This is a genomic window from Dellaglioa sp. BT-FLS60, assembly GCF_054941065.1.
Genome location: NZ_JBSOLI010000031.1, coordinates 1 through 24,045, shown reverse-complemented (window position 1 = coordinate 24,045; position 24,045 = coordinate 1). Strand labels below are relative to the sequence as shown.

The following is a 24,045-nucleotide window of genomic DNA, read 5'->3' as shown; positions in this document are numbered from 1 at the left end:
TATTTTATTACAGACAAATTGACGATAAGTGCATGGTTCATTAAGTTTGTTAAATTAGTATTAACAGAATATTTTACATCACTGTTTGTAGTAAGTTAAAAAATCTATCTTACGTGCAGAGAAGACTCACGTTAAAAGCTGAAAAGGAGAGTATTTACAATGTCAGAAAAAAAAGTTTTAGGTTTATTGTCAATTATTTGGGGAGGCCTGGCTTTAGTATTTTCATGGGTTCCAATTATTAATAATTTTGCATTCTTTTTAGGAGTTATTGGAGTTATTTTAGGCTTTATTGCGCTTATCATAAATAGAAAAAGTAAAAAAACACTTGCACTTATCGGTACAGTTCTAAGTATAATAGCAATTGCTATTGTTTTAATGGCACAATCTTCGTATAGTGATTCAGCAGAGAACACGGATACTAATAATGATACTGCAAGTAAGTCTGTCGCAGGACATACAACAACTGATAGTGAAAAAGACCAGTCTAAAACTAATTCTAAAGAAAAATCAATAACCGTTGCTTATACGGACTATAAATTTAATGATAGTAAAAATTATGCTGTTAATTTTACTGACAATAGTTGGGCTGGAACTAAAGTAAAAATTGATAAAGTTACTGTGTATAAACTCGTTAAATCTTACTCATATGAATCAGCAAACGATGGTACTTTTAACGCTGCAGGATTTGTTCAGTTGCATTTTTCTGTAACACCTTCAAAAGATATTTCATTTTATCCAACTCAAGGTACCGCTATTTTTAGTAATGGCGAACAACATGAAGCTGATTCTGACGAAAATTGGGATGGGGATATTGCTAACAAGGTAACAAAGGATGGGACCGTTACTATTCCTGTTAAATCATTAAAAAAAGTGACTTCATTAACAAGTATTAGATTTAAATTTGATGCAGACTATGATACTGATAATTATGATGATGAGGACGCATATCATACGTATGACCTTACTTTAAATCTATAAACAAGTAAAATTAAAAATTCAATATCTAGATCTGGTAACTCGCTAATAAGCTGCAGTTGTTTAATTATTTGGATTGTACTTATTCTAGCAATATTATAACAACAAAAAAATCCCTTAACCTGTTAATAGCAAGTTAGAGGACAGAAATATAAATCGTAAATAAAATTTATCATATTTCTAGGGGTAGGAATATAGATTATGGAGGAATTACCATATGAAAAAAGTACTATTAGTTACATCATTATTATTATCTACGTTAATTTTTACGGCATGTGGTTCAACTACCTCCAATTCATCAACAAAAAACACCAAAGTTGATAATCGGAAAGTATACACAACTAAAATTACAAGCATAACAGAAAATGAGTACCATGATTGGGAAGTTGAAGGAACAACTAATGCCCCAGATGGTTCTAAAATTTTATCATCAGTCGCTGATGATAAAAATATGAATTACGGGTTTAATGCTTCTGCATCTCTCAGTGATATGACTTCTTTCCCTAAAGTTGAAAATGGAAAATTCTCTGCTAGCATTAATCCTATTTCATTAATAGATTCAGATAATGAAAAAACTGGGCAAAAAATAAATGCACTTATTTTTGTCGTTACTAATTATACAACTAAATGGACATCAGTTACTATTCCTTCAAAAATTATGAGCATGGCATCATCAAAAATAGACCCAACTATTTTAACAGTGACATCTAGCCAAGTAAAATATTATAATAGTCTAGATTCCGATGATTCCGACTCAAATGAAGACAGTTCTAATTCATCAACAAACAAATCAAAAGGCGAATCATCAAAAGTAGGCTCCGAATCTAAAAAAGAAGCCCATAGTGCTAAAGCCTCAGTACCTGCCGAATATAAAAGTGCTTTAAACAGTGCTGATTACTTTGCTAATACCGATAATATGTCTAAAGCTGGCCTATATGAACAACTCACTTCTGATGCTGGAGAAAAATTCTCAGCAGAGGCGGCACAATATGCAGTTGATAATGTAGATGCTGACTGGAATGCTAATGCTTTGGTTTCAGCTAAATATTTTCAAGATGATATGTCAATGTCACCTGAAGCTATACGAGAACAACTTACTGCTGATGCTGGAGAAAAATTCACAGCAGAACAAGCAAATTATGCAATTGATCATTTAACCAAGTAATCTCTCAGTTCAAGAAGCATACTTACCTACGTGCAGATATGATCCACGTTAAAAGCCAATAAGGAGGGGTATTAACATGGCAATAGGCGATACTAGCATCTCAAGCGTTGTTGAATATAAAATAAAATTAGGTTTTTCATCAACCAAAAACAACTTTATTATTGCCGAAACGACTGGCAAAAGCGAATGGATTCTCGGATCAGCCATTAAATCACTTATAGATAAATTTTATATAATTTCTTTTGAATCAGATGGATTATTATTTATTGGACTAACTAAACTATATAAATTTTCTGGAAATGATATGTTTATTTCATTAAATGATTTCACTAATATAGACCTTAAAAAATCGAGACTCATTAATGGCAGATTAGTGTTTAATGCACAAAAAATGACAATCTCTATGAAAAATGAAAAAAATCGTGAATTTCTTGTGTATACTTATATAATATCGATTCCTTGGTTAAAAGAAAATGTTAAACAATCGAAAATTTTACTCTCAACATATATAGGAAAATCAACTACAAAAAAATCAGAATTAAATTTAGTATTGCATTCTATCATGACTAATCAACCCACTTCTAATATCCAAGATGATATTAGGAGTTACAAATCACTACTGGATGACGGAATCATTTCAGAAGAAGAATTCAACGCTAAAAAGAAAGAACTCTTAAACTTGTAAAAATTAGTATTGTTTTAAAAAGAAACTAAACACCCTTTTAGGGGGCCTCATAATTGTTAGACATAAGTCTAACGATTATGAGGCAATTTTTTATGTCCAAATATCTAGACATAAATATTGTTGAAATTTAACTAACTTTTGAAAATATTTGCTGATAACTTAATCGCTTATTATTGAACATGTTATTATATGGTGATACCAAGTAAAGAGGCAATCGTAGTTAATAAGAAACCATTAATTGTAAACCAGATAACGATGAATAACAGGATACCGATTATTTTTAATAAAAATGGCCCTTTGATAAAATAATTGAGTTGTTTTATGTGCTTAAAATAAGTTAGGTATCTGAAAAAAAGATAGGGAAGAAGTGCTAGTGTCATTATTATGATCCAGTTGAATGCTGTTTCGACTGGGTTAGCAATGTTAAATTGAACGAGAAATAATATGATAAAAAATATATAAGCAATCCAGTCAAAAAAAGTAACAGTAGTATGTGATATCCTTTTGAAAGGGAGCTCTTTTTGCATCTCATCAATTGTTTGAAAACGCTGTGCTGGATCAATTTTAGTTGCTTTTATGATGATACTTTGTAAATAGCGTATTTTTTGATTCGTTAAGTCTAAATTTGATTGTGTCAGAACTAGATTTAAAACAACGCCTAATGAATAAATGTCACTTCTGACATCTGTTTCAGCAAATCCAAAATGTTCAGGAGAAGCAAAACCAATAGTTCCTAAATGGACGGTATCACTTTGCAAGGTTCCTTTATAAATTCTAGCTGCATCAATATCAATTAACTGATAGTTGTTGTCAGTAGTCTGAATAATATTATTTAGGCTGATGTCGCGGTGTAAGATTCCAACTTCGTGCAAATCGGCAAGACTATCTAATAATTGAGTTGCTAGTTTAGTTATTTGTTGAAAATCTAATTGAGTTGTTTTTAGTACATCAGTTAGGGATGCACCAGATATGTATTCTGTAATCGTCATCTTAAAGTCAGGTTCATTAATAAATTCAACAATTTTAGGCATGTGACGTGGTGTTTTTTCATTATAAACGGTAATTAATTGTAAATCGTCAGCAGAAATTAACTTAGCCACAAAGATTTGTGAACGTTTTTTTATTAGAAGCGGAGATTGTGAGTCTGATTTAAGATGGCTAATAACTTGATAATCATGAGAAAGTAAAAGAGTTTCTATCGTAACGTCTGAAGGAAATAGCAAAATGTCGCAACCTTTCAAAAATATATAGTTGTAGGGAGTACTAAAATGAGTGAAACTACAGATGAATTTATTAATCAAATTAAAAGTGCAAATTCGAGTGATAATTTAAATGACTATCAATTTATCCCAAGCGATGTAGCAGGACATTTAAAAAAATTATTAAAATTGAAAAAGCTTAAAAAAATTGATGTTATTAGACGAGCTGACTTAAATGCAAGCTCCGCTTACCAATGGTTTGATGGCCGACGTAATCCTAATAGAGATGCTTTAATTTTATTGGGATTTGGGTTTAAGTTATCTTTAGAAGAAATGAATATTTTGCTGAAGCAAAGTAACTATTCTCAATTATACGCAAAAAATAAGCGAGATGCGTATATTATTTATTCGCTATTACATTCGGAAAATAAATCTGACTTAGAAACACATTTAACGATGAATAGTCTTGAACCCTTATATGAAGAAAAATAAAACAGTTACAGCTATCTATTAAGGATAGTTATAGCTGTTTTATTTTATATTTAGAACTTAAATCATAACTTTTTTTGTAGAAATATTAAGATAAACAAGTAAAGCACAAATTTCACAAATTAAAATTAAAATGGTCATCGGAATATAAGAGTGATCACCCATAATACCTACAAATGGAGATAAAAGACTTCCAACTAGGTTCATACCGACACCAAGAATAGCAGAAGCACTTCCGGCATGTTGACCTTGCTGTTGCATGGCCAATGAAAATGCAGTTGTGTTAACAATTCCGACCATTGAAACAATGAGAAATAAACTAATGAGTACAAGCCACAATGAATGACTAATAAATAATGAAGTTGTTAATAACAAGCTACCTAATAAGGCTAGATAAACGCCTAATTTTAGGCCAGTTTGTTCAGAAAAGGTATCTGAAATACGGGAACTAAGTTGTGACGTTAAGACAATGCCTAGCCCGTTGATTGCATATACCAAACTAAATAGATTAGACGATAATCCGAATAAATTTTGTAAAACGAAAGATGATCCTGAAATATAACAGAACATCGCTCCAGAGATAAAGCCTTGGATTAGCGCATAGCTCAAAAAGAATTTATCAGAAATTAAATTCTTTAGAATATTTTTGGTTGAGCCAGAATCACTTGATGTTGATTTAGAAAGTGTAATTTGATTCGTTTCAGGTAAGGTGACTAATACGAGAATAAATAGTAGTAAACCGATTATTGTTAAAATAACAAAGATGCCACGCCAAGACATAAATTTTAAAATAAAACTACCAAGTATTGGCGAAATAATGGGGAAAATACCATTAACTGCCATTAAAAGAGAGAAAAATTTAGTTAATTTTTTTCCAGTGTATAAGTCTCGGGCAACTGCTCGTGAGATAACAAGCCCAGCTGATCCAGCTAATCCTTGTAGTAATCGAATGATAATTAGAATGGTTATATTCTGACTTGCTGCTGCGGTAATAGAAGTCATGGCAAATATCACGAGTCCATAAAGCAATGGCTTTCTACGACCAATTTTATCACTATACGGCCCAACGATTAATTGTCCCAGTGCTAACCCTAGTAAACAAGTTGTAATCGTTAATTGGGTAAGAGATGCGGTTGTATGTAAGTGCTGCTGAATAGTAGGTAATGCTGGCAAGTACATATCCATTGAAAGTGGGCCAAATGCACTTAATGTTCCTAGAAGAACGGTCAAAAATAATTCATGTTTTTTGGGATTTTTGAAATACGGTAAAACCAATCGATTCACGTCCTTTTTAATGATTAAAATAAATATTAGTAAGTTACACTATTATCTTTGAAAAATGGATCTATGACTATGAGTTGTTTAGGTTTATTGGCTAGTCTATTTAATAACTCATGGATGTCTGACGGCGATAAATGAGAATTAATAGGTAGTTCATTTATATTTTTGGAATGTTCCAAAAAATCAAGAAGTGAATATTGATTTTTAGCAGTTATATTAAATGGTGCTGCCATATTTTTAGTTGTGACTAAAATATATTTATCTGGCTCATTTTTAACGGCTAAAGTAGTTTCAGCATTTAATGATAGAACCTCAGTATCAGGATAAAAATACGTTAATAAACGATTTAAGTCAGGATTAAGCACGACTGTTTTTTCTAATTTTTTTGCCAGAGTGGTTAGTCCATGGATTAAATGGAGGTTCTCGGCAGAGACGTTGAGACAAGTTAATTCTGGTACAGATAAAAGCTTATTAAGATGATCTAAAATTGTAGTTTCAGTGTAGTCATTAACATCAGTTTCATAAGGAACATCTAAAATGATGATATCTAAGGGTAGTTGATTAACACTGTGAATCCATTTCTTTGTTCTTTTTTTATGAGGCCCATTTAATCGTGTATCGCCAGTGAAAAAAGCTCGCTTATGCTTATTATCTTCTATTAAAAAAGCTAATGAACCAGTATAGATTGAGTCTGATAGAAAAGCTGTAATTATAAAATCACCAATAGTTAGTGGGACGCTAACTGGGATAATTTTGTAATTTAAGTCTGTTTTACTAATTTTGCCTAGTAAGACAAGCTGTTGTTTTAGCTCGAAGGCTTCTTTAGACAAATAGATTGGTAAAGTTGGATTTGGGTTAGATTTAAGCAGTCTTTCATGAATGGCAACTGAAAAATGGGTTAATAAAAGCACATCTACTTCATTGTTTGGTAATGATGCACTATCAAATTGGATGATTGAATGTGAACTTTTGAATTGTATGCTATTACCAAATGAATTTTTGGACAGATTAATTGTAGTCATTGTGTACCTCGCTTTCTAATTAAAACTATCATACCACGATGGTCTCAAGTCGTCATAGTTGTCTTGAATAATAGATGGTGTACAATTTAATTATTGAAGAAGAAAGTGGTGAGCTCATGTATTTAAAAATTAGTGAAGATGCAAAGAAGAAAATTGAGACATCTGTTGGTAATGATTCACAAATCTTACTTGATTTTGATGATGGTGTTGGTGCATTATCAAAAGAAGGTAGTTGCTCATTAGATTCGAGTTTTAGAATTTTAATTGTTAATAACCAAAATGATAGTAGTGCTTACGAAGAAGTTATTGATTCTGACCTGGGTCCAATTAGAGTAAAGGGATATAGCAAGACGTATATGGATGATAATATGCAGCTTTTAGTTAATGATCGTTTTAATAGTTTGTCGTTACATGGCGATAAGTCAGGTTTATTGACGGGGACTGTTAGTTTAGAAAATTTTATTAAAATTTAAAAAAATAGCGTAAACAATTTTTATTGTTTACGCTATTTTTTGATTATTTTTTAATTTTACGTTCATAACGTGAGTAATAGAGGAAGGCAATTAATCCTGAAATAACAGGACCAGCTATCATCCAGAGTGCATTACTTAATGTATCACTGATAACAGTGAATAGAATTCCAAAGGCTAAAACTAACCAAACGAAAATTGTAATGATAATTGTAGCTGTTTTATTTTTATATACTTCAAAAGGTCGGTTTAAATCTTGACGATTTTTGAAGAATGGGAAGGCACCAATTAAGAATAAATAAGGAACAGAAGTTGAGATATTTCCCATTAATGTTAATTTTGAATAGAATAATGCTGAATTTGAACCGCCAAATGAAACAGCCATAATGATGACAATAACGACGGCAGCTTGAATCCACATTGCAAATTCTGGCATGCTATGTTTATTTAATTTCGTCATTTTAGCTGGCCAAATGTCTTTAGGCGTTCCAAGAATAAATGATTTAAGTGGTGAATAGATTAAAACGAAGAATGCGCCTGTATAAGCCATAAACATGCTTAAACCAGTAATTCTAGCAAGTGTGTGCCCAAATACTGTTGACGCACCTGCACTCATTCCGAAGCTATGACCTGCGAAGTTACCTAAGTTTTCCATTAAGACGTAAGAGATGTTACCTAAATTAGCATTTTGACCACCAAGTTTGCTCCAATTGGTGCTGACACCCCAGAAAAAGATTGAGATTGAATAAGCAAAAAGAATCAATAAAGTTGAGATGATTAAACCTTTTGGAAAGTTTTTCTTGGGATTTTTAATACTATCCGTCACACCACTAACAGATTCCATACCACCATATGCAAAGATTGCAAAAACAATAAATGAAATCAAAGCAATGGGTGATTGGTAGTTAGGATTTCTAGAAGTCATGATACTTGTCATCCCGTGCCATGGTTCTTGAAGTGCACCATGATTAACAATTAAAATAATAATACTTAAAATTAAGAAAATAGCATTTAAACCTAAAATTGCGATACCACCAATTGAAGAAATCTTGGCAATGCTACTAATACCACGACTAGCAATAAAGGTAACCAACATAATCCAGATAATGGCTAGAACACCAATAGATTGTGTTGAAGATAGACCTAAAATAGCCCAAGATTGGGTTTGATCACTTCCGGCAAAAATTGTTGAAAGCGGGATCCAAACTTTAGAGGAAATAGATACCATCCAAACCACCCATGAGAAAAGCCAGATAAAGGTTCCTGTGAAGGCGAGTTTTGGGCCGATTGATTCAGCTAACCAAGAATAAATACCACCTTTTGATTCATTTAAAGCTGAACCATATTCCGCAAACATTAATGCAGTTGGTAAGAAAAAGAAAAATGCGGCTAAAACGTACCAAATAATACTGGCATACCCCATCTGAATAAAAGCAACAGGGGTGTTAGCAAATCCAAAAATGGTAGTGAAAATCATTAAAATGAAACTTGTTAGGGAAATCTTCTTTTGTTTGTCCATAAGACTGTTATAATTCCTTTCGGTTTCTGATTAATTATAGATTTTGGTCTGTTTTAAAATTCAATGGTGAGAAGTCAGTTGACAATGTAATTAGCTGACCAATTAAGGCTTTAACTTTAATTTCGGTGGTATTAGCCAACTTTAGATTTTCTTTAGTTAAAAAATCTGTGAGTGCTGGACCACTTTTTGAAATGGCATCTGTTTGAATTAATTTTACAGAGGCATTAAATTGACTCGCTAATTCTTTTTGGAGATTTTTTAATAAAGGACCAAATTCTAAATAATGAGAGTCAACTAAAATGCCCAATTGTTTGTATAACCAGTAAGCAGATTTATCGTCATACACATCGCTACCAATCTTGTAATTCTCTGGTGTATCCGAAATACCCGCAAAGAAAGGAACGTAAACGCTTTGTGCGGTGACGCCCATTGATAACCAGTGAATACCACCAATTTCAAAGGGTAAGGCAGGTTTAATTTGTAAAATGTGTGATTCCTGCGTTTTTGCTAAGCTAATAGGTCTGAATTTATGTTTGTCGCTAATTGACCCAGAGCCAATTGGATCATATTGGGTTCCTTGAAAATGCGATCCAAGAATTTGTTCCAGGTCTTCGAGCTGAATTAAATGGTCTGCTTGACGAATGAAGGGTAAATTCATGCTCATAGGATCCTGTGGTTCTACTGAAGGTGTCAAAAGTAATTGGCCATACCAAACTCTTGGTGTACTGTAGATTGCATCAGATTGATTTTGCGTCCCAAATATATTTCTAAAGTTAAATGAATTATTTTGACCATTTAAGTGATTATCAGAAACGAACTTTTGAATACCGGTGCTAAACATGAAATTATCAGAATCAGTAAAATCAATTTCTTGAATAGCCAGTTGGTTTGCAACAACGGCGTAAGAATTATCAGGTATACGTTGTGCAACCCAGTGATGGCCTGTCGCAATTTCCATATACCAAACGTTTTCTTGATCAGAGAACAAGACGCCATTTGTTTCACTTGAACCATATTGTTCAATTAGTGAGCCGAGATAGCGCACACCTTCTCTTGCAGAATGGATATAAGGAAGTGTGATTGTGACGATTGCTTCTTCTCCAATCCCGGTTTCAGTTAACAAAGGATCATAGCTGAGAACACGACTGTTTGCGTAGGCACTTTCAGTCGCGCTCATCGCAACACCATATTCGTTAAAGCCATCTTCTTCAAAAATCCCAAATTCAGGGGTCCATTCAGGAGTTGCTGAATATTTGCCACGAATATTTGGTAAAGGCATTTTAAAGTGGTTATCAGGTGATTCAAATACGGGTGATTGCTTAAATTCAGTATGGGAGTGAACAATAAAATGTTTTGGCCATGCTGTCTTTGCATCTTCATTACGACCAATAAATGTTGAACCATCTGCAGTTGCTTTGGAACCAGCTAAAATACTTGTACATGCTGAAAAACTAAAAGGGTCTATTGTCATGAGTATATCTCCTCTCTGTGAGTAAATTTATATCTTCCTATTTTATCATTTAATTTATATTTGGAGCAATAAATATTCATATTTAAAGGGTTATGCTGTATAAGGTTAGTTTAATGGAAATTTAAAATGAGAGATTTCTCATTTTATTAATAATTTTACTTAATAAAAGGTAAAATATATAGAATAATAAACAAAGGAGGGCGATTTATGAAACTATCTATTTCTGATACTGGCAAGAGACTTGGTGTTATTGTTTTTGCTGGTTTATCAAGTGCGCTAGCACTGAACTTTTTTTTAATTCCTGGTAACATTTTTGGAGCCGGAATTAATGGTATTGCGCAATTATTTTCATCAATTACAAATGATTTATTTCATTTTAAAATTGATACTGGATATTTAATTTTACTTTTTAATATTCCAATTGGATTATTAGGATGGTATAAAATAGGTCGTACCTTCACGTATTATAGTATTTTAACTGTTGCAGTGACGACGATTTTTACTATTATTTTACCGGTACATCAGTTATCAGATAATCCATTAATGGCAGCATTATTTGGTGGTGTGATCACGGGTGCCGGCGTTGGATTTGCATTGAAATATGGGTTTTCAACGGGTGGTATGGATATTATTGCATTAGTTCTAACTAAAACAACGGGGCGAACGGTTGGGTCATTAATGTTGTTAACGAATATGATTATTATTTTAACGGCAGGTTTTTACTTTAGCTGGGAAAGTGCCCTTTATACCATTATTTCAAATTATGCTATGTCACGAGTTGTTGATAGCATTCATACTTCTCATCAAAAATTAACAGCATTTATTGTCACTAAAAAAGCAGAAACGGTCGTCAGTGCCCTGCAAAAATCGTTAATCCGAGGTATTACGGTTATTGATTCAAAAGGGGCTTTCTCAAATGAAGACAGTAATGTTTTAATGTTGGTAATTACGCGCTATGAATTATATAATTTAAAAATGACAATTGGTGAAGTTGATCCGCATGCCTTTATTAACTTGGTGAATACTGCCGATATTGAGGGGAATTTTTTGGATGCAGATCAACAGGAACTATTGCGAAGAGAACAGTCAGCAAAATAAAAAGGAGATTTAGTATGCCTATTGTAAATATTGATTTAATCGAAGGGCGTTCACAAGAACAACTTAAGAATTTAGTTAAAGATGTCACTAGTGCAGTTTCAAAGAATACGGGTGCACCAGCAGAACATATTCATGTCATTTTGAATGAAATGCGTAAAGACCGTTATAGTGTTGGTGGCGTTCTAAAAAGTGACGAAAAATAAGAGCGTTAAAATGACTTTCGGGCTATCCTGAAAGTCATTTTTTTGTAAAAAAAGCCCAGACTGCATACTTGTCTGGGTTTTAACGATAATTATTTTGCTAAATTTAGATAGTTTTCTAAATAATGAGCAAGGCCATTTTCTTGATTATTTAAAGAGGTAACATCATTAGCTAGGTCTTTAATTGCAGGTGTCCCATTCTGCATTGCAACGCCCCAACCAGCATATGAAAGCATTTCTTTATCATTACTTTCATCACCAAAGGCAACAATATCTTTTTGCGCAATACCATAGTAATCCGCTAGATAAGAAACGCCAATTGCTTTTTGAATGCCTTTTGAAACAACTTCAAGAACGGCTTTTGGGCCACCCCAAGTATTCACTTCAATTACATCGCCATATTTTTTAAGTAGGTTATTTGTAATTAATTGCTTTTTATCTTGATCAACAAACATAGTGATTGATGTTGGATCCTTTTTTAGATTTTTCTGATTAAGGATTTGATTTGATTTTAAATCTTGTGGAAAAAAACCTTTAACCAATTGACTGGCATTATCAGCCAATAACATATCTTTTCCTTCAGCTGCTAACATATTGATACCTAATTCTTTTCTAGAATTAAGAATATCAAAAACGATATCTCGATTAATGGTGTATTCGTAAGATTTATCCCAATCTTTGTGTGGAATATGGGCTAATGCCCCATTAAAATTAATCATTGGAGTTGTTAATCCCAATGAGTCATAGATATGCTTTGAAATACGGTAGGGGCGGCCAGTGACGATACTGACAATGTGACCTTCAGCGGTTGCCTGATTAAGTACTTTTTTTGTTGTAGAACTAACTTCTGCATCATTATTTAAAGTGGTACCATCTAAATCAATTGTGATTAATTTTTTATTCATATTATTGTCCTCCATTAGCTTCACTTAAAATATCATATTACTGCGTTGAATTCTAGTACAATTACTTTTTAGTAAAAGTAAAGAGTTTAATAACATCAAAATAATAGATTGCAATGCTAAAATAGAAACGATAAACTATTGTTATTAGCTGGTTAAGAGAGGGTTGAACCTATGAGCGAAAGACGAAGTGCAGAAATTATTAAGCAAGATATTTTGGAACATCTAGAAAAAGTGATAGATCCAGAATTGGATATGGATATTATTAACTTAGGATTGGTCTATGAAGTTGAATTAGACAACAATAATTATTGTAATGTACAAATGACTTTAACAACAATGGGTTGCCCATTAACAGGTGTTTTATCAGATTTGGTAGAAGAGGCACTAAAACCAATTGTAGAAATACAAAAAGTGACTGTCCAATTTATTTGGAGTCCAGCCTGGTCAATTCAGCGTATGTCGAGATACGCAAAAATGGCATTGGGTGTACATTAAAAATTAAGGGGTAATTGAATTAATGATGCGAAGGCGGTACATATTTATAGTAGTCATTTTGTTATTGACATTTTTTACCACATTTTTATTTTTTAAGATGCAAGAAAAAGATTTGATTACAAAATTAGATAATCATAATTTATCTGAAAATGCTTATGTTCTTAAAACAAAAGAACAAGATTTAGATAAGTATAATAAGTCGTTGGCAAATTCAGGGAAAATTTCAAATTTTCAAATCCATTATCAAGTTAAAAATAAGAAAAATCTGTCTTATTTTTATGCAAAAGGCAAATATGAACAACCCCCAATGATTTCGGGGACGTTCTTTTCAAGTAATGACTTTCTATCTGAAGTTCCAGTAGCGGTAGTAGGCCGAAATGTAGAAAAAAAATTGTATTCACCATTTCATCAACAGTACTACGAATTAAATGGGCAATATATTGCTGTTATTGGTATTATGGGTGATAAATATAATTCTGAACTGGATAATCAAATTTTTATCGCAATGTCGGCTGCTGATACAAGTAACTTAAGGGCACATGATGCGAAAATTATTATTGATTCAAAAAAAGCCGTGACGAAGGATACATTAACTGCTGAACTAACTAATACAAAAGTGTCAAAACAAGTTAAGGATAAGCTGATTTTGACGGACCATTCATGGATTAGTAGACATTGGCAGCAAGCTGTTGGCTTATTAGCTGTTGTTATTGGTGTTATGATGGCAACGTATATCTGGATTATTGGCGTTAGCAAGCAAATACGTAACCAAAAATTTATCAAACAATCAAACCGAGTAATTATTTGGAATAATCTGTTAATTTATATGGGTTCTTTCTTAGTTGGTGGTTTAATAGGGACAGCGATTGGGCAAGAACAATTTTCTATTAAAACAAATATGCTGGCTTTGTATGAGTTTGAGGGAATTCTTTTCATCATCGCATCAGGTATTTTCTATTTGATGATTCGCAAAAGAGTTAATAAATAAGAATAAAATTAGTAAAGGCCTCAAATCAGTTAGTTTCTTCTAACAATGATTTGAGGCCTTTACTTATGTCGTTATCGCTATTTAGTATTTTTAAAATTTTGTAACTCAGGGGATAAAATGATTCTAGTTTTTGGTAAATCGGCTACGGTTTTTGTGCCAAGTAGAGTCATAATCATATTAATTTTTGTTTGATAGTCTAAAATAGTCTTTGTTAGCGCTTCTTGTCCTTGTTTATTAAGAATATGCAGGAATGTCCCTGATAAACCGACGCTTTTAGCACCTAAAACAAGGCACTTAACGATATCTAATGGTGTCCGAACACCACCAGAGGCAAAAATTGTTAAGTCATTTTGCAATGATTGTGTATCGATGAGACTTTCAGCTGTTGTGAGGCCCCAATTTTCAAGGAAGGAAAAATCTTTATCATGTCTACGTTCATTTTCAATTTTTGCGAAATTTGTGCCACCACGGCCAGAAATATCAACATAACGAACACCAATATTAGATAATTGTTGAACTGTTTTATGTGACATGCCAAAACCAACTTCTTTAACAATGACGGGTACTTCAAGTTGATTCACAATTTTTTCAATATTCTTTAACCAGTGAAATTCGCGTTCGCCTTCAGGCATAACAATTTCTTGAGCAACATTGATATGAATTTGAAGGGCATTTGCTTCAATCATATCAACTGCTTTTTTGGCCTGATCTAGCGTAGCATTGGCACCTAAGTTGGAAAAAATTAGGCCATTTGGATTTTTTTCACGTAGAATTTTAAAAGTATGTGCTACTGAAGGATCTTTTAAAGCAATACTTTGTGATCCTGTCGCAATCGGTGTATTTGTCATGGCTGCGACTTCAGCCAGTTGTTGATTCAAGAGTCCTGTTTGTTCACTGCCCCCAGTCATAGCATTAATGTAGAAGGGTGAATGAAATGAAAAATCGGGAAGTTCAACATTAGATTGAACTTCCCTGACAGAAAGCTCAGGTAAATTTGAAGGAACAAGCTTGATTTCATTCAATTGATTTTTCGATTCAGAGGTGAATAATTTTTCAGTGATAAATACGTGCTCGTCTTTTCGATGACTTTGAATTAAATTAGCGTCTTCAACCATAAAAGCTCCTTATCTTAACGATCCAATTATAATAATGTTACTTTAATATTTAAGGGTTGGATATGATTTTTTTCCCAATCTTTAAATAATTTTTTGCGGTTGGTTTCAGATGTTACTAAGGCGATACCACAATCACCACCACCAGCACCTGATGTTTTTGCGGCGGCATGCTGAGACTCTGATAAATCACAAAGGGTAGTTAGTGCCTTAGTTTCAATAATAATCTGACTTGCATTGGCCAAACGTTGTAAAATTAATCGGTTATTTGTGATTTCTTTTTGAATAAGTACAGAATCATTTAATTCAAAACCTTTAATCAATGCTGTGACACATTTTTTTGAAGCCTCTAAAAATTGAGTATAAATTGCTTTTTGTTTTGATTTGAAAATGGCCATTTTATCAACAAAAATGGAAGTTGAGGCTGGAGAACCAGTCCAACCTATTAATAAGTCTAAGTCTTTTGGGTGCGTTAAGCGTTTAACGGAAAGCAAGGGCCAATCCATAGTTAGAAGTTCAGTTAATGATTTGTCTTGTCTCATAATTTTTAACCAGTCTCGATCAAATGAATGATAGGCGATCCAGCCCCCGTAAACACTAGCAGCGATGTCGCCAAGTGAACCATTTCCTTGAACATCTAAATGAGCCATTGCGGCTAATTTGAAAAGTGCGTTCTCTGTTAATGTTAACTTATAAAATTGAGAAAGGGCACGGACAGTTGCTACGGTGACAGCGGCAGAACTACCGAGACCATATTTTTTCCCGTCAGTACTATCCAAGTCACTATCAATGTTAACGTGATAGTTAACCATTTGTTTTCCAACAGATTGTGCATATAATTCAGTTAGATGGATTGCTGATAATATATAATGAAACGGATTATCTCGATTATCAAAAATAATGTCATTTCCCTGACGATGCCAGAATAAAGAATTTTCTTGATATTGTTTGGACGAGATACTGCCTATTTCTTTGCTTGCTTCAATCGTCACGGTCACAAATTGGTCAATAGCAACAATAATTGCTGGTGATCCAGGTTCAACGATTGCATATTCTCCTGCAATATAAAGTTTACCTGGTGCTTTAGCGGTAATCAAATGGCTCAATTCCTTTCGATAGGGATAACATTAGATGAGTGTTACCCCTGGTCCTGGTTTAGCGACTAGAAGTTTGTCTGAGCCGAAAAGAGGACTTAATTTATTTAAAATATAAGGTGTTTCAGCTTTAGAACAAATAATTTTAACATTTGGACCAGCATCCATTGTAAAGTAACAGGTAATACCAGCTTGTCGTAATTCACGAACAGCATCCATTGCACGAATACTATCAGGATTAAAGTAAGTAAAGCTGGGATTAGCACTTAAAGTTGTTGCGTGCATCTTCATTGCATTATTTTCAGCAATTTGACCAACTTGATCAAGATTCTTTTCCGAAATGGCTTGCTTCATTGCAATTAAATCACGTTCAGAAGATTTAACCCATTCGTGATAAAAAGGGGACGTATCTACAGAGTGCTGCATCCCTGAGCGAGAACCAATTTCTTTTTCATGACTATTAATCATAATAGCAATCATTTGAATATCCCAGTCAATAGTTTCTTCAATGGGGACGGCGAAAGAATCTTCGTCGTTGTGTCCTTTTTTCCATTCAACAAGACCGCCAAAAATAGAACGACTAGCTGAACCGGAACCACGACGTGCGAGTCGTGATAATTCACGTTTTGTTAAATCTAATCCAATTGCTGCGCTAGCTGCTGTTGCCAGGGCAGCGTACGCACTGGCTGATGAGGCAAGTCCAGCTGAAGTAGGTACATGATTTATCGATTCTACTTTGGCGAACATATTTTTTTTTGCTTTTTGACGCACAATGTCTAAAAAGGCAGAGACTTTCTTATCGCTTTTTTGTTGATTATTTAGGTAAAAATGATCTTCGGATAATGTGTCATCAAAAGTGACCGTTGTGTCAGTATAAAAATGATCTAATGTTAAAGAAAGACTACTGTTATAGGGAATAATCAAATCTTGATTTTCTTTACCCCAGTATTTGATGAGTGCGATATTAGTATGTGCACGTGCGGAAACTTTATTTTTCAATATCTTGTGACTCCTTTTTAAGGGGCTGAATCCAGGTTGCAATCGCACCATTTCGATTTAAGAGATGACTTAGCGTTAAGGCTTCTTCAGATGTTTTAACGAGGGCAATCATACAGCCACCGCCACCACCACCAGTCAGTTTGGCTCCTAAAGCCCCATTTGCTAAACTCGTTTCAACAAGTGCATCTAATTTTGGATGACTAACGCCCAAGTCTTTTAATAATTCGTGTGATCGCGTTAAAGTATGGCCTAAACTAATCGCATCATCTGTGGCAATTTGAGATTTAGCCATGCTCGTGAGTTGACCAAGTTCAGCAATTATTTTTTCAGTTGTATCAGGACTTGATAGGACACGATCACGAACTTTTCCAACAGTCAGGCCAGTTTTTCCTTTGATACCAGTATCTGCAATGACTAAAGTTGCTTCTATATTTAATGGAACCGGATAAGCTTCTTGATGTTTAATGAACCAGATTGGATCATGGCTACTCGTCGTTGCTGCATCAATGCCACTTGGAGAACCATGTGTGGTCGTCTCAGCAATATTGGCAATCAGTAAGAGTTCTTCGCGACTAATATCAGTTTTAAAAAAAGTATATAGGCTTCTGATGATAGCAATGACTGTTGCTGCTGAAGATCCCATACCACGTTCAGAAGGAATATCACTGTCAATCGTTAATTTAAAAGATTGTTTTTGCTTATTCAATAATTGTAAAATGTGCTGAACGACTTGTTTGATGCCACGCATATTCATTGGAACATATTTTAATTCGCCACTATAAAAACGACTTGTGATCCATTGTTTATCGGCCATAGCTTCCGTTGAAACTGAAATCTTCACGTTTGGTAAGGGAAGTGCAATGGCTGGTTGACTATAAACGACAGAGTGTTCGCCGATTAGTATAATTTTGGCATGACTAGTACCAATTGCTTTGTGCATTAAATTATCTGACAAATTGTTCAAAAAAAAGAGTCCTCTCCGGATAAATTTACTTCTATTATCATACCTTAAAATCGTCGTTATGGCTATAATTGACTAAATGAACTTAGGTAATTCATAATGATTTAGGTTTTAGCATATGATTCTTTAAGCAATATGGTAAAATAAAAACATAGAAGCGCTAACTTAAAAAGACTGGTGATAAACTGCAATGAATAAAAATACGATTTACGCCGTGGTAGATATTGAAACGACAGGAACGAATCTTAAAAGTGGTAACCGAATGATTCAATTTGGTTGTGTTTTGGTTCAAAAAAATAAAATAATAAATTCTTTTTCATTTGATATTAATCCTGGTATGGCAATTCCGAAAGCTATTACGGAATTAACGGGTATAACAAACCGTCAAATTAGAAAGGCCACGTATTTTGAAGATGTGGCTGCAACTATTTATGCCCTTCTTCAGGATACTGTTTTTGTTGCGCATAATATTAATTTTGATTTACCATTTATAAATAGTGAATTGGAGCGGGTTGGCTATCCTGCATTAACAATCAAGGGCATTGATACTGTTCAGCTTAGTCAGATTTTATTGCCAACGGCACCTAGTTTTAAATTAAAAGATTTAAGTCAATATCTGAATTTAACGCACGAAAATCCGCATCATGCTGATAGTGATGCTCACGTAACTGCCGAATTGTTTATTTTTTTATTAACGCGTTTAGAAACAATTCCGAGAGAAACACTATTTGAAATAAATCAACTGAGTTCATTTTTATTAAGAAATACGAAAGAATTATTTTTGGATGCTTATAATGATAAGCAAATGAATCAAGAAAGACTTCCCAATTATTTACATATTGTTGGGGGTCTCGTTCTTCGACGTAGGAAACAAAATACTTTTAATTTAACGAACTATGATTACCCAGAAAATGAAATAGATAAGAAAAAAATCTTTGAAACGTTGTTAAGTTGGCGACCTGAACAAGCAAAAATGATGGATATCATTGATGCACATTTAAAAAGCCATGAACGAACACTAATTGTTGAAGCACCTACGGGAATTGGTAAAACGTTGGGTTACTTAATACCATCTGCGTATTATGCCCAGAACCATAAGCAAATTGTGATTAGTAGTGCAACAACGTTACTTCAGACACAGTTAATGAATCAGGCCTTACCACTACTTAATCAATTATTACCTTTTCAAACAACTGCAGTTAACTTGAAAGGGAGCAATCATTACATAAATTTGGCGGAATTCAAAAAAGAATTGACGCAAAAAGAATCCTCAGGACAGGTAGCCTTGATGAAGATTCGAATCTTGGTTTGGTTAACAATTACTAAGACTGGGGATTTAGATGAGTTAAGATTATCAAGTTATCAAAATCCTATTTTTAATCAAATTAAGCACCATGGTGTTGGAAGCTTGGTCTTGACTGATCCATTTTTTGAAGTTGATTTTATTAATGCATTATACAAACAAGTTGAAACGACAGCAATTATTTTTACGAATCATGCTTTTCTGATGAAACATCCGGACTTGTTCAATTCAGACCGCACTAAAAGTGCACCTGAATTGATTGTCGATGAAGCACAGCATCTGGCGGATGTCGCATTGCAATCAAATAAAGGGCGCATTCGATTTTGGAAGATGATTAATCTATGTGATTCACTTTTAACGAGTATGCAAAGTTCACAAAAATTTTCTTTTAATAATTTAATGGCAACTAATTTTTTAACAATTGGTGAAAACAATCAATTGTTGACTGAAATTAGAAAGTTACGGGAATCAGTTGAGATACTCATTAAACAACTTTCAAGGGAATATGGTCGACGAATTAATAGAAATTCAAAAATAAAAAATGACACAACTGGTAAAGCAATTATTTTAAAAGCGACTGAGTTAATTGAATTAATTAACAGAAATAAAATTGTGATTGAATCCGTTTCGAAACTATTACCTCTATTAAAAAGAGATGATAACATTTTGCAAGACCGATATATAGTTGCGAAAAATCAACAGAATGTTGGTCGAGAAGAACGGCAACTTTTGAGTCGTGTCCATAGCTTTTTTAAACAATTATTTGCAGAACTTGAAGGTTGGAGTATCTTTGATCAAAATCAGGATAAATTAAATGAAAAGGTCCTTTGGCTGAGCTTTCCAATTAATGGACAAACAGACAAGTTGCAATTTGAATTTAGCTTATCGGATTCGACACATTTTCTTTCGCAAACCATTTATCGACACTTCAATCATTTAACGTTCACAGGAGCGACATTATTATTGCCTGATAATCCAAATTATATTGTTGATCAGTTAGATATTCGTGAAGATAATTATAAAATTGAAAAATTAGGAAGTCCTTTTGATTATGTGAACCAAGCTAAATTGTATATAGCAAATGACTCAATTGATGTTCGTTCATCAAAAGACCTTTATGAGGCATATCTAGCTGATTCAATTTATCAAATCATTCAATCACAACGTCGTCAAACACTTATCTTATTCAATTCACTTGATACAATCATGAATGTTTATGAGTTACTTACGAAGAAAGGATTACACATTGATCGTGAGCTTCTAGTCCAAGGGATTACAGGACGACCTGAAAAATTAACTAAGCGCTTTTTATTAGGCAAGGATGCGATTTTATTGGGTACCGGAAGTTTTTGGGAAGGCGTTGACTTGCCAAATGATAGATTAGAGCTCTTAATTGTGACCCGGTTACCGTTTGAGTCACCAGAATCATTGAACGTCAAAGCGAAAGAAAAAGAGTTTGAAGGGCAAGGTAGAGATGTCTTTAGTGATTATTCTTTGCCAAGAGCGACAATGAAACTTAAACAAGGATTTGGACGCTTAATTCGAACACCAACTGATAAGGGTGCAATGATTGTGTTAGACAATCGTTTAATTAATCAGAGTTATGGCAAACAAATGATTGATGTGTTGCCAGAAAAATTACCAATTGCAAATGAGCCATTGTTGGCTATCATTACTGATTTAAAGAAATTCTTTAGTTGATCATGATATTCAATCGGAATCATAGAATGTCTGTTATAATGTGGTAATACAAAGTTAAGACAGGAGTAAAATTAGTTATGCGAAGATCCCAAAAGAAATCAAAGAATGTCGTTTTTCTTTCCATACTCGGTGCTATAATTGTTATTTTAGTAGGAGCTTTCATTTTGTATAATCGCGCGAAATCTCCAATGGTTACTGCAGAAAAAGAGGCAGTTACAATCGCTAAAAAGTACGCGAATTTAGACAAAGAAACTGCATTTTATAGATATAATAGAAACGCAACTTATTTTACAGTTGCGGGTACAACAAAAGATAATAAAAATATTTACGTGATTGTTGCTCAAAAAGGTGGAAAAGTTAAAGTGCTATCTCAATCAAATGGCAAGTCAAAAAATGACATTTTAACTTATATCTGGAATGAAAAAAAGCCAAGTAAAATATTGAATGTTGGACTTGGTATATACAATGGTGTGCCTGCATGGGAAGTTAGTTATTTGAATAAGAAAAAAGCACTTTGCTATGAGACTATTCAATTTTCAAATGGGAAAATTTTGAAATCTGTTGAAAATATCTAATTGTCTTATGGACTAATATATCCGACTAATGATATTATAAAAGGAATGAAATCGGTCTTGTAACTAGGATCGTAATGAGGAGGAAGTTTATTGAAAACAATTAGTATAATTGATGCTAAAAATCATGTTGATGAAGAAGTAAAAATCGGTGTTTGGCTTACTAACAAAAGATCAAGTGGTAAAATTGCCTTTTTACAATTACGAGATGGTAGCGCCTTTTTCCAAGGAGTTGTTATAAAAAGTAATGTTAGTGAAGAAACTTTCGAAATGGCTAAAGAATTACATCAAGAATCTAGCTTGTATGTTATTGGTGAAATTCATGAAGATAAACGGTCACCATTTGGTTATGAAATTGAAGTAAAATCGCTTGAATTAGTTGGTGATAGTCAAGATTACCCAATTACGCCTAAAGAGCATGGAACAGAGTTTTTGATGGATCATCGTCATTTATGGCTACGTTCAACAAAACCATTTGCGGTTATGCAAATCAGAAATGAAATTATTCGTGCAACGTATGAATTTTTCAATAAAGAAGGGTTTATCAAGATTGATGCCCCCATCTTAACTGGTAGCGCACCAGAAGGAACAACTGAACTTTTCCATACTAAATATTTTGACAAGGATGCTTATTTATCACAATCAGGTCAATTGTATGAAGAAGCTGGTGCAATGGCTTTTGGTAAAGTCTTTTCTTTTGGACCAACTTTTAGAGCTGAAAAATCTAAGACAAGACGTCATTTAATTGAATTTTGGATGATTGAACCTGAAATGGCATTCATGCATCAAGAACAAAGTCTTGAAGTTCAAGAACAATATATTGCTTTCTTAGTTCAGAATGTTTTGGATAATTGTGACTATGCTTTAGATATTCTTGAAAGAGATAAAGAAGTCTTAAAAAGTTATACGAAAACACCATTCCCTAAAATCTCTTATGATGAAGCCATTGAATTATTGCAAAATTCTGGTGAATTTCCTGATACTAAATGGGGAGATGATTTCGGTTCTCCAGAAGAAACTTATTTGGCAGAGCATTTCAGTATGCCAGTATTCGTTTTAAATTATCCAAAAGCAATTAAACCATTCTATATGAAACCACATCCAACAAGAGAAGATGTTGTTATCTGTGCTGATTTGTTAGCACCTGAAGGATATGGCGAGATTATCGGTGGTTCAGAACGTGAAACTGATTTAGACAACTTAATGGCCCAAATTAAAAAAGCTGGCCTTAATGAAAAAGATTACGAATGGTATTTAGATCTTAGAAGATATGGTAGTGTTCCTCATTCAGGCTTCGGTCTTGGATTAGAACGCGCAACAACTTGGATTACAGGTGAAGAACATATCCGTGAAGCTATTCCATTCCCACGTTTATTAAACCGTATTTACCCATAAAGCAGTTAGAAAGAACCTTAAAACAAAAAATGTTTAAGGTTCTTTTTGTTATTGAGGAGGAAGTTCAGTATGGAACAATTTATGAGTCAATTTTTAGAAGCAGGAGAAACACATGTTTCTAATTTAATTTTACAGAATTATCGAAAAATTGGATTAACTGGCGATGAATTGCTGTTTTTAATCCATTTGTTAAGCTTTAATCAAGCCGGGAATAAGTTCCCAGATACAAATCAAATAGCAAGTCAAATGGGGGTTACAACTCAAGAAACATATACCTTATTGCAAAAATTAATTGAGAAAAAAGTTATTTCTATTAAAACAATTGATGATCTTAATGGCTATAGTACTGATCAATTTGATTTTAACGCTTTGTATGAAAAATTAAATAACTTGAGTCAAAGAGTACAAGAAAAGGTTGAAGTTGTTAAAGATAATAATTCTCGAAAAGATGTTTATGAAAAAATCGAAGTTGAATTTGGGCGTCCGTTATCGCCGATGGAATTAGAAAGTATCAGCATGTGGATTGACCAAGATCATTATAAACCAGAGCTTATTCTGATGGCGCTTAAAGAAGCTGTGTTGAATCAAGCCTATAGTTTAAAATATATGGATAGAATTTTACTAAATTGGGAAAAGAAACATATCAAAACAAGTCAAGATATAAAAAAAGATAAAGAGAAAAGACAACAGAAGAATTTTTCAAATAATAATGATAATTCAAATAAGTCGGGTGATAAGCCAGAGATTCCACTATATCATTGGTCAAACTGATGAAAAATTTGAAATTATAAAAAAAGTGCCTGTCAACAGTCAAATACTGGCTCTTCGTCAACTGTTGTTGGTGAAATTGTCATTGAGAAATCTGTTATTTGATAACAGGTTTCTTTTTTTGCTTAAAATTTAATTGTACTCAAAATACGTAAACGATACTGGCTAAAATTTTTAA

General features: G+C 33.3%; 23 protein-coding genes. 13 read left to right on the top strand and 10 right to left on the bottom strand.

Annotated features, from left to right (window positions below):
- The first annotated feature begins 159 nt into the window (after nucleotides 1-159).
- From ACVQ8P_RS03445 to ACVQ8P_RS03435, 3 genes are all read left to right on the top strand, one after another.
- Nucleotides 160-978 carry a CD20-like domain-containing protein gene (locus ACVQ8P_RS03445; RefSeq protein ID WP_462297508.1) on the top strand — a complete coding sequence of 273 codons (819 nt, stop codon included), beginning with the start codon at nucleotides 160-162 and terminating at the stop codon, nucleotides 976-978.
- Between the two features lie 214 nt (nucleotides 979-1,192).
- Entirely contained in the window at nucleotides 1,193-2,140 is a 948-nt protein-coding gene (locus ACVQ8P_RS03440) for an Ltp family lipoprotein (protein WP_462297507.1), read from the top strand.
- 76 nt (nucleotides 2,141-2,216) lie between these two features.
- Entirely contained in the window at nucleotides 2,217-2,825 is a 609-nt protein-coding gene (locus ACVQ8P_RS03435) for an SHOCT domain-containing protein (RefSeq protein WP_462297506.1), read from the top strand.
- 185 nt (nucleotides 2,826-3,010) lie between these two features.
- On the opposite strand, the gene ACVQ8P_RS03430 is transcribed toward ACVQ8P_RS03435, so the two are convergent.
- Nucleotides 3,011-3,925, bottom strand: coding sequence for a protein kinase domain-containing protein (locus tag ACVQ8P_RS03430; RefSeq protein WP_462297505.1), 915 nt, complete (start codon nucleotides 3,923-3,925; stop codon nucleotides 3,011-3,013).
- Between the two features lie 168 nt (nucleotides 3,926-4,093).
- On the opposite strand from ACVQ8P_RS03430, the gene ACVQ8P_RS03425 reads away from it, so the two are divergent.
- Nucleotides 4,094-4,516, top strand: a complete 423-nt coding sequence (locus ACVQ8P_RS03425; protein ID WP_462297504.1) for a hypothetical protein — start codon at nucleotides 4,094-4,096, stop codon at nucleotides 4,514-4,516.
- Nucleotides 4,517-4,573: 57 nt separating this feature from the next.
- Here the strand turns inward: ACVQ8P_RS03425 and ACVQ8P_RS03420 are convergent, their stop codons facing one another.
- Nucleotides 4,574-5,788 carry a multidrug effflux MFS transporter gene (locus ACVQ8P_RS03420; RefSeq protein WP_462297503.1) on the bottom strand — a complete coding sequence of 405 codons (1,215 nt, stop codon included), beginning with the start codon at nucleotides 5,786-5,788 and terminating at the stop codon, nucleotides 4,574-4,576.
- Between the two features lie 35 nt (nucleotides 5,789-5,823).
- Nucleotides 5,824-6,816, bottom strand: a complete 993-nt coding sequence (locus ACVQ8P_RS03415; protein WP_462297502.1) for an MBL fold metallo-hydrolase — start codon at nucleotides 6,814-6,816, stop codon at nucleotides 5,824-5,826.
- 74 nt (nucleotides 6,817-6,890) lie between these two features.
- On the opposite strand from ACVQ8P_RS03415, the gene ACVQ8P_RS03410 reads away from it, so the two are divergent.
- The gene (locus tag ACVQ8P_RS03410) at nucleotides 6,891-7,289 is read left to right on the top strand and encodes an iron-sulfur cluster biosynthesis family protein (RefSeq protein WP_462297501.1); all 399 of its coding nucleotides are present in this window, start codon (nucleotides 6,891-6,893) and stop codon (nucleotides 7,287-7,289) included.
- Between the two features lie 43 nt (nucleotides 7,290-7,332).
- Here ACVQ8P_RS03410 and yjeM read toward each other — a convergent pair whose 3' ends face one another.
- Both yjeM and ACVQ8P_RS03400 read right to left on the bottom strand, forming a co-directional pair.
- Complete coding sequence (yjeM, locus tag ACVQ8P_RS03405; protein WP_462297500.1) at nucleotides 7,333-8,805, bottom strand: glutamate/gamma-aminobutyrate family transporter YjeM; 1,473 nt, start codon at nucleotides 8,803-8,805, stop codon at nucleotides 7,333-7,335.
- A 34-nt stretch (nucleotides 8,806-8,839) separates the two neighbouring features.
- Complete coding sequence (locus ACVQ8P_RS03400) at nucleotides 8,840-10,276, bottom strand: C69 family dipeptidase (protein WP_462297499.1); 1,437 nt, start codon at nucleotides 10,274-10,276, stop codon at nucleotides 8,840-8,842.
- Nucleotides 10,277-10,483: 207 nt separating this feature from the next.
- On the opposite strand from ACVQ8P_RS03400, the gene ACVQ8P_RS03395 reads away from it, so the two are divergent.
- Both ACVQ8P_RS03395 and ACVQ8P_RS03390 read left to right on the top strand, forming a co-directional pair.
- On the top strand, nucleotides 10,484-11,374 hold the full coding sequence (locus ACVQ8P_RS03395) for a YitT family protein (RefSeq protein ID WP_462297498.1): 891 nt from the start codon (nucleotides 10,484-10,486) through the stop codon (nucleotides 11,372-11,374).
- Between the two features lie 14 nt (nucleotides 11,375-11,388).
- Nucleotides 11,389-11,577, top strand: coding sequence for a 2-hydroxymuconate tautomerase (locus ACVQ8P_RS03390; RefSeq protein WP_462297497.1), 189 nt, complete (start codon nucleotides 11,389-11,391; stop codon nucleotides 11,575-11,577).
- Nucleotides 11,578-11,666: 89 nt separating this feature from the next.
- Here ACVQ8P_RS03390 and ACVQ8P_RS03385 read toward each other — a convergent pair whose 3' ends face one another.
- Nucleotides 11,667-12,479 (bottom strand): Cof-type HAD-IIB family hydrolase, encoded by an 813-nt coding sequence (locus ACVQ8P_RS03385; RefSeq protein WP_462297496.1) that lies wholly within the window; start codon nucleotides 12,477-12,479, stop codon nucleotides 11,667-11,669.
- A 171-nt stretch (nucleotides 12,480-12,650) separates the two neighbouring features.
- Here ACVQ8P_RS03385 and ACVQ8P_RS03380 point away from each other — a divergent pair, with 171 nt between their 5' ends.
- Together ACVQ8P_RS03380 and ACVQ8P_RS03375 are read left to right on the top strand one after the other, a co-directional pair.
- Entirely contained in the window at nucleotides 12,651-12,974 is a 324-nt protein-coding gene (locus ACVQ8P_RS03380; RefSeq protein WP_462297495.1) for a metal-sulfur cluster assembly factor, read from the top strand.
- Nucleotides 12,975-12,996: 22 nt separating this feature from the next.
- Nucleotides 12,997-13,962, top strand: coding sequence for an ABC transporter permease (locus ACVQ8P_RS03375; RefSeq protein WP_462297494.1), 966 nt, complete (start codon nucleotides 12,997-12,999; stop codon nucleotides 13,960-13,962).
- 77 nt (nucleotides 13,963-14,039) lie between these two features.
- Here the strand turns inward: ACVQ8P_RS03375 and fni are convergent, their stop codons facing one another.
- From fni to mvk, 4 genes are read right to left on the bottom strand one after another with little or no spacing between them, the layout of a single operon-like run.
- Nucleotides 14,040-15,077 (bottom strand): type 2 isopentenyl-diphosphate Delta-isomerase, encoded by a 1,038-nt coding sequence (gene fni, locus ACVQ8P_RS03370; protein ID WP_462297493.1) that lies wholly within the window; start codon nucleotides 15,075-15,077, stop codon nucleotides 14,040-14,042.
- A 26-nt stretch (nucleotides 15,078-15,103) separates the two neighbouring features.
- Nucleotides 15,104-16,171 (bottom strand): phosphomevalonate kinase, encoded by a 1,068-nt coding sequence (locus tag ACVQ8P_RS03365; protein WP_462297492.1) that lies wholly within the window; start codon nucleotides 16,169-16,171, stop codon nucleotides 15,104-15,106.
- Nucleotides 16,172-16,201: 30 nt separating this feature from the next.
- Nucleotides 16,202-17,167, bottom strand: a complete 966-nt coding sequence (gene mvaD / locus ACVQ8P_RS03360; RefSeq protein WP_462297491.1) for a diphosphomevalonate decarboxylase — start codon at nucleotides 17,165-17,167, stop codon at nucleotides 16,202-16,204.
- The gene (mvk, locus tag ACVQ8P_RS03355) at nucleotides 17,157-18,122 is read right to left on the bottom strand and encodes a mevalonate kinase (RefSeq protein WP_462297490.1); all 966 of its coding nucleotides are present in this window, start codon (nucleotides 18,120-18,122) and stop codon (nucleotides 17,157-17,159) included. Before mvk ends, mvaD begins: the two co-directional genes overlap by 11 nt.
- Before the next feature lie 196 nt (nucleotides 18,123-18,318).
- On the opposite strand from mvk, the gene ACVQ8P_RS03350 reads away from it, so the two are divergent.
- The 4 genes from ACVQ8P_RS03350 to ACVQ8P_RS03335 all read left to right on the top strand — a co-directional run bounded on the left by ACVQ8P_RS03350 (nucleotide 18,319) and on the right by ACVQ8P_RS03335 (nucleotide 23,870).
- Nucleotides 18,319-21,132, top strand: coding sequence for a helicase C-terminal domain-containing protein (locus ACVQ8P_RS03350; protein WP_462297489.1), 2,814 nt, complete (start codon nucleotides 18,319-18,321; stop codon nucleotides 21,130-21,132).
- A gap of 188 nt (nucleotides 21,133-21,320) precedes the next feature.
- The gene (locus ACVQ8P_RS03345) at nucleotides 21,321-21,707 is read left to right on the top strand and encodes a cell wall elongation regulator TseB-like domain-containing protein (RefSeq protein ID WP_462297488.1); all 387 of its coding nucleotides are present in this window, start codon (nucleotides 21,321-21,323) and stop codon (nucleotides 21,705-21,707) included.
- Nucleotides 21,708-21,797: 90 nt separating this feature from the next.
- Complete coding sequence (gene asnS, locus ACVQ8P_RS03340; protein WP_462297487.1) at nucleotides 21,798-23,099, top strand: asparagine--tRNA ligase; 1,302 nt, start codon at nucleotides 21,798-21,800, stop codon at nucleotides 23,097-23,099.
- A 69-nt stretch (nucleotides 23,100-23,168) separates the two neighbouring features.
- The gene (locus tag ACVQ8P_RS03335; protein WP_462297486.1) at nucleotides 23,169-23,870 is read left to right on the top strand and encodes a DnaD domain protein; all 702 of its coding nucleotides are present in this window, start codon (nucleotides 23,169-23,171) and stop codon (nucleotides 23,868-23,870) included.
- Nucleotides 23,871-24,045: the final 175 nt, after the last annotated feature.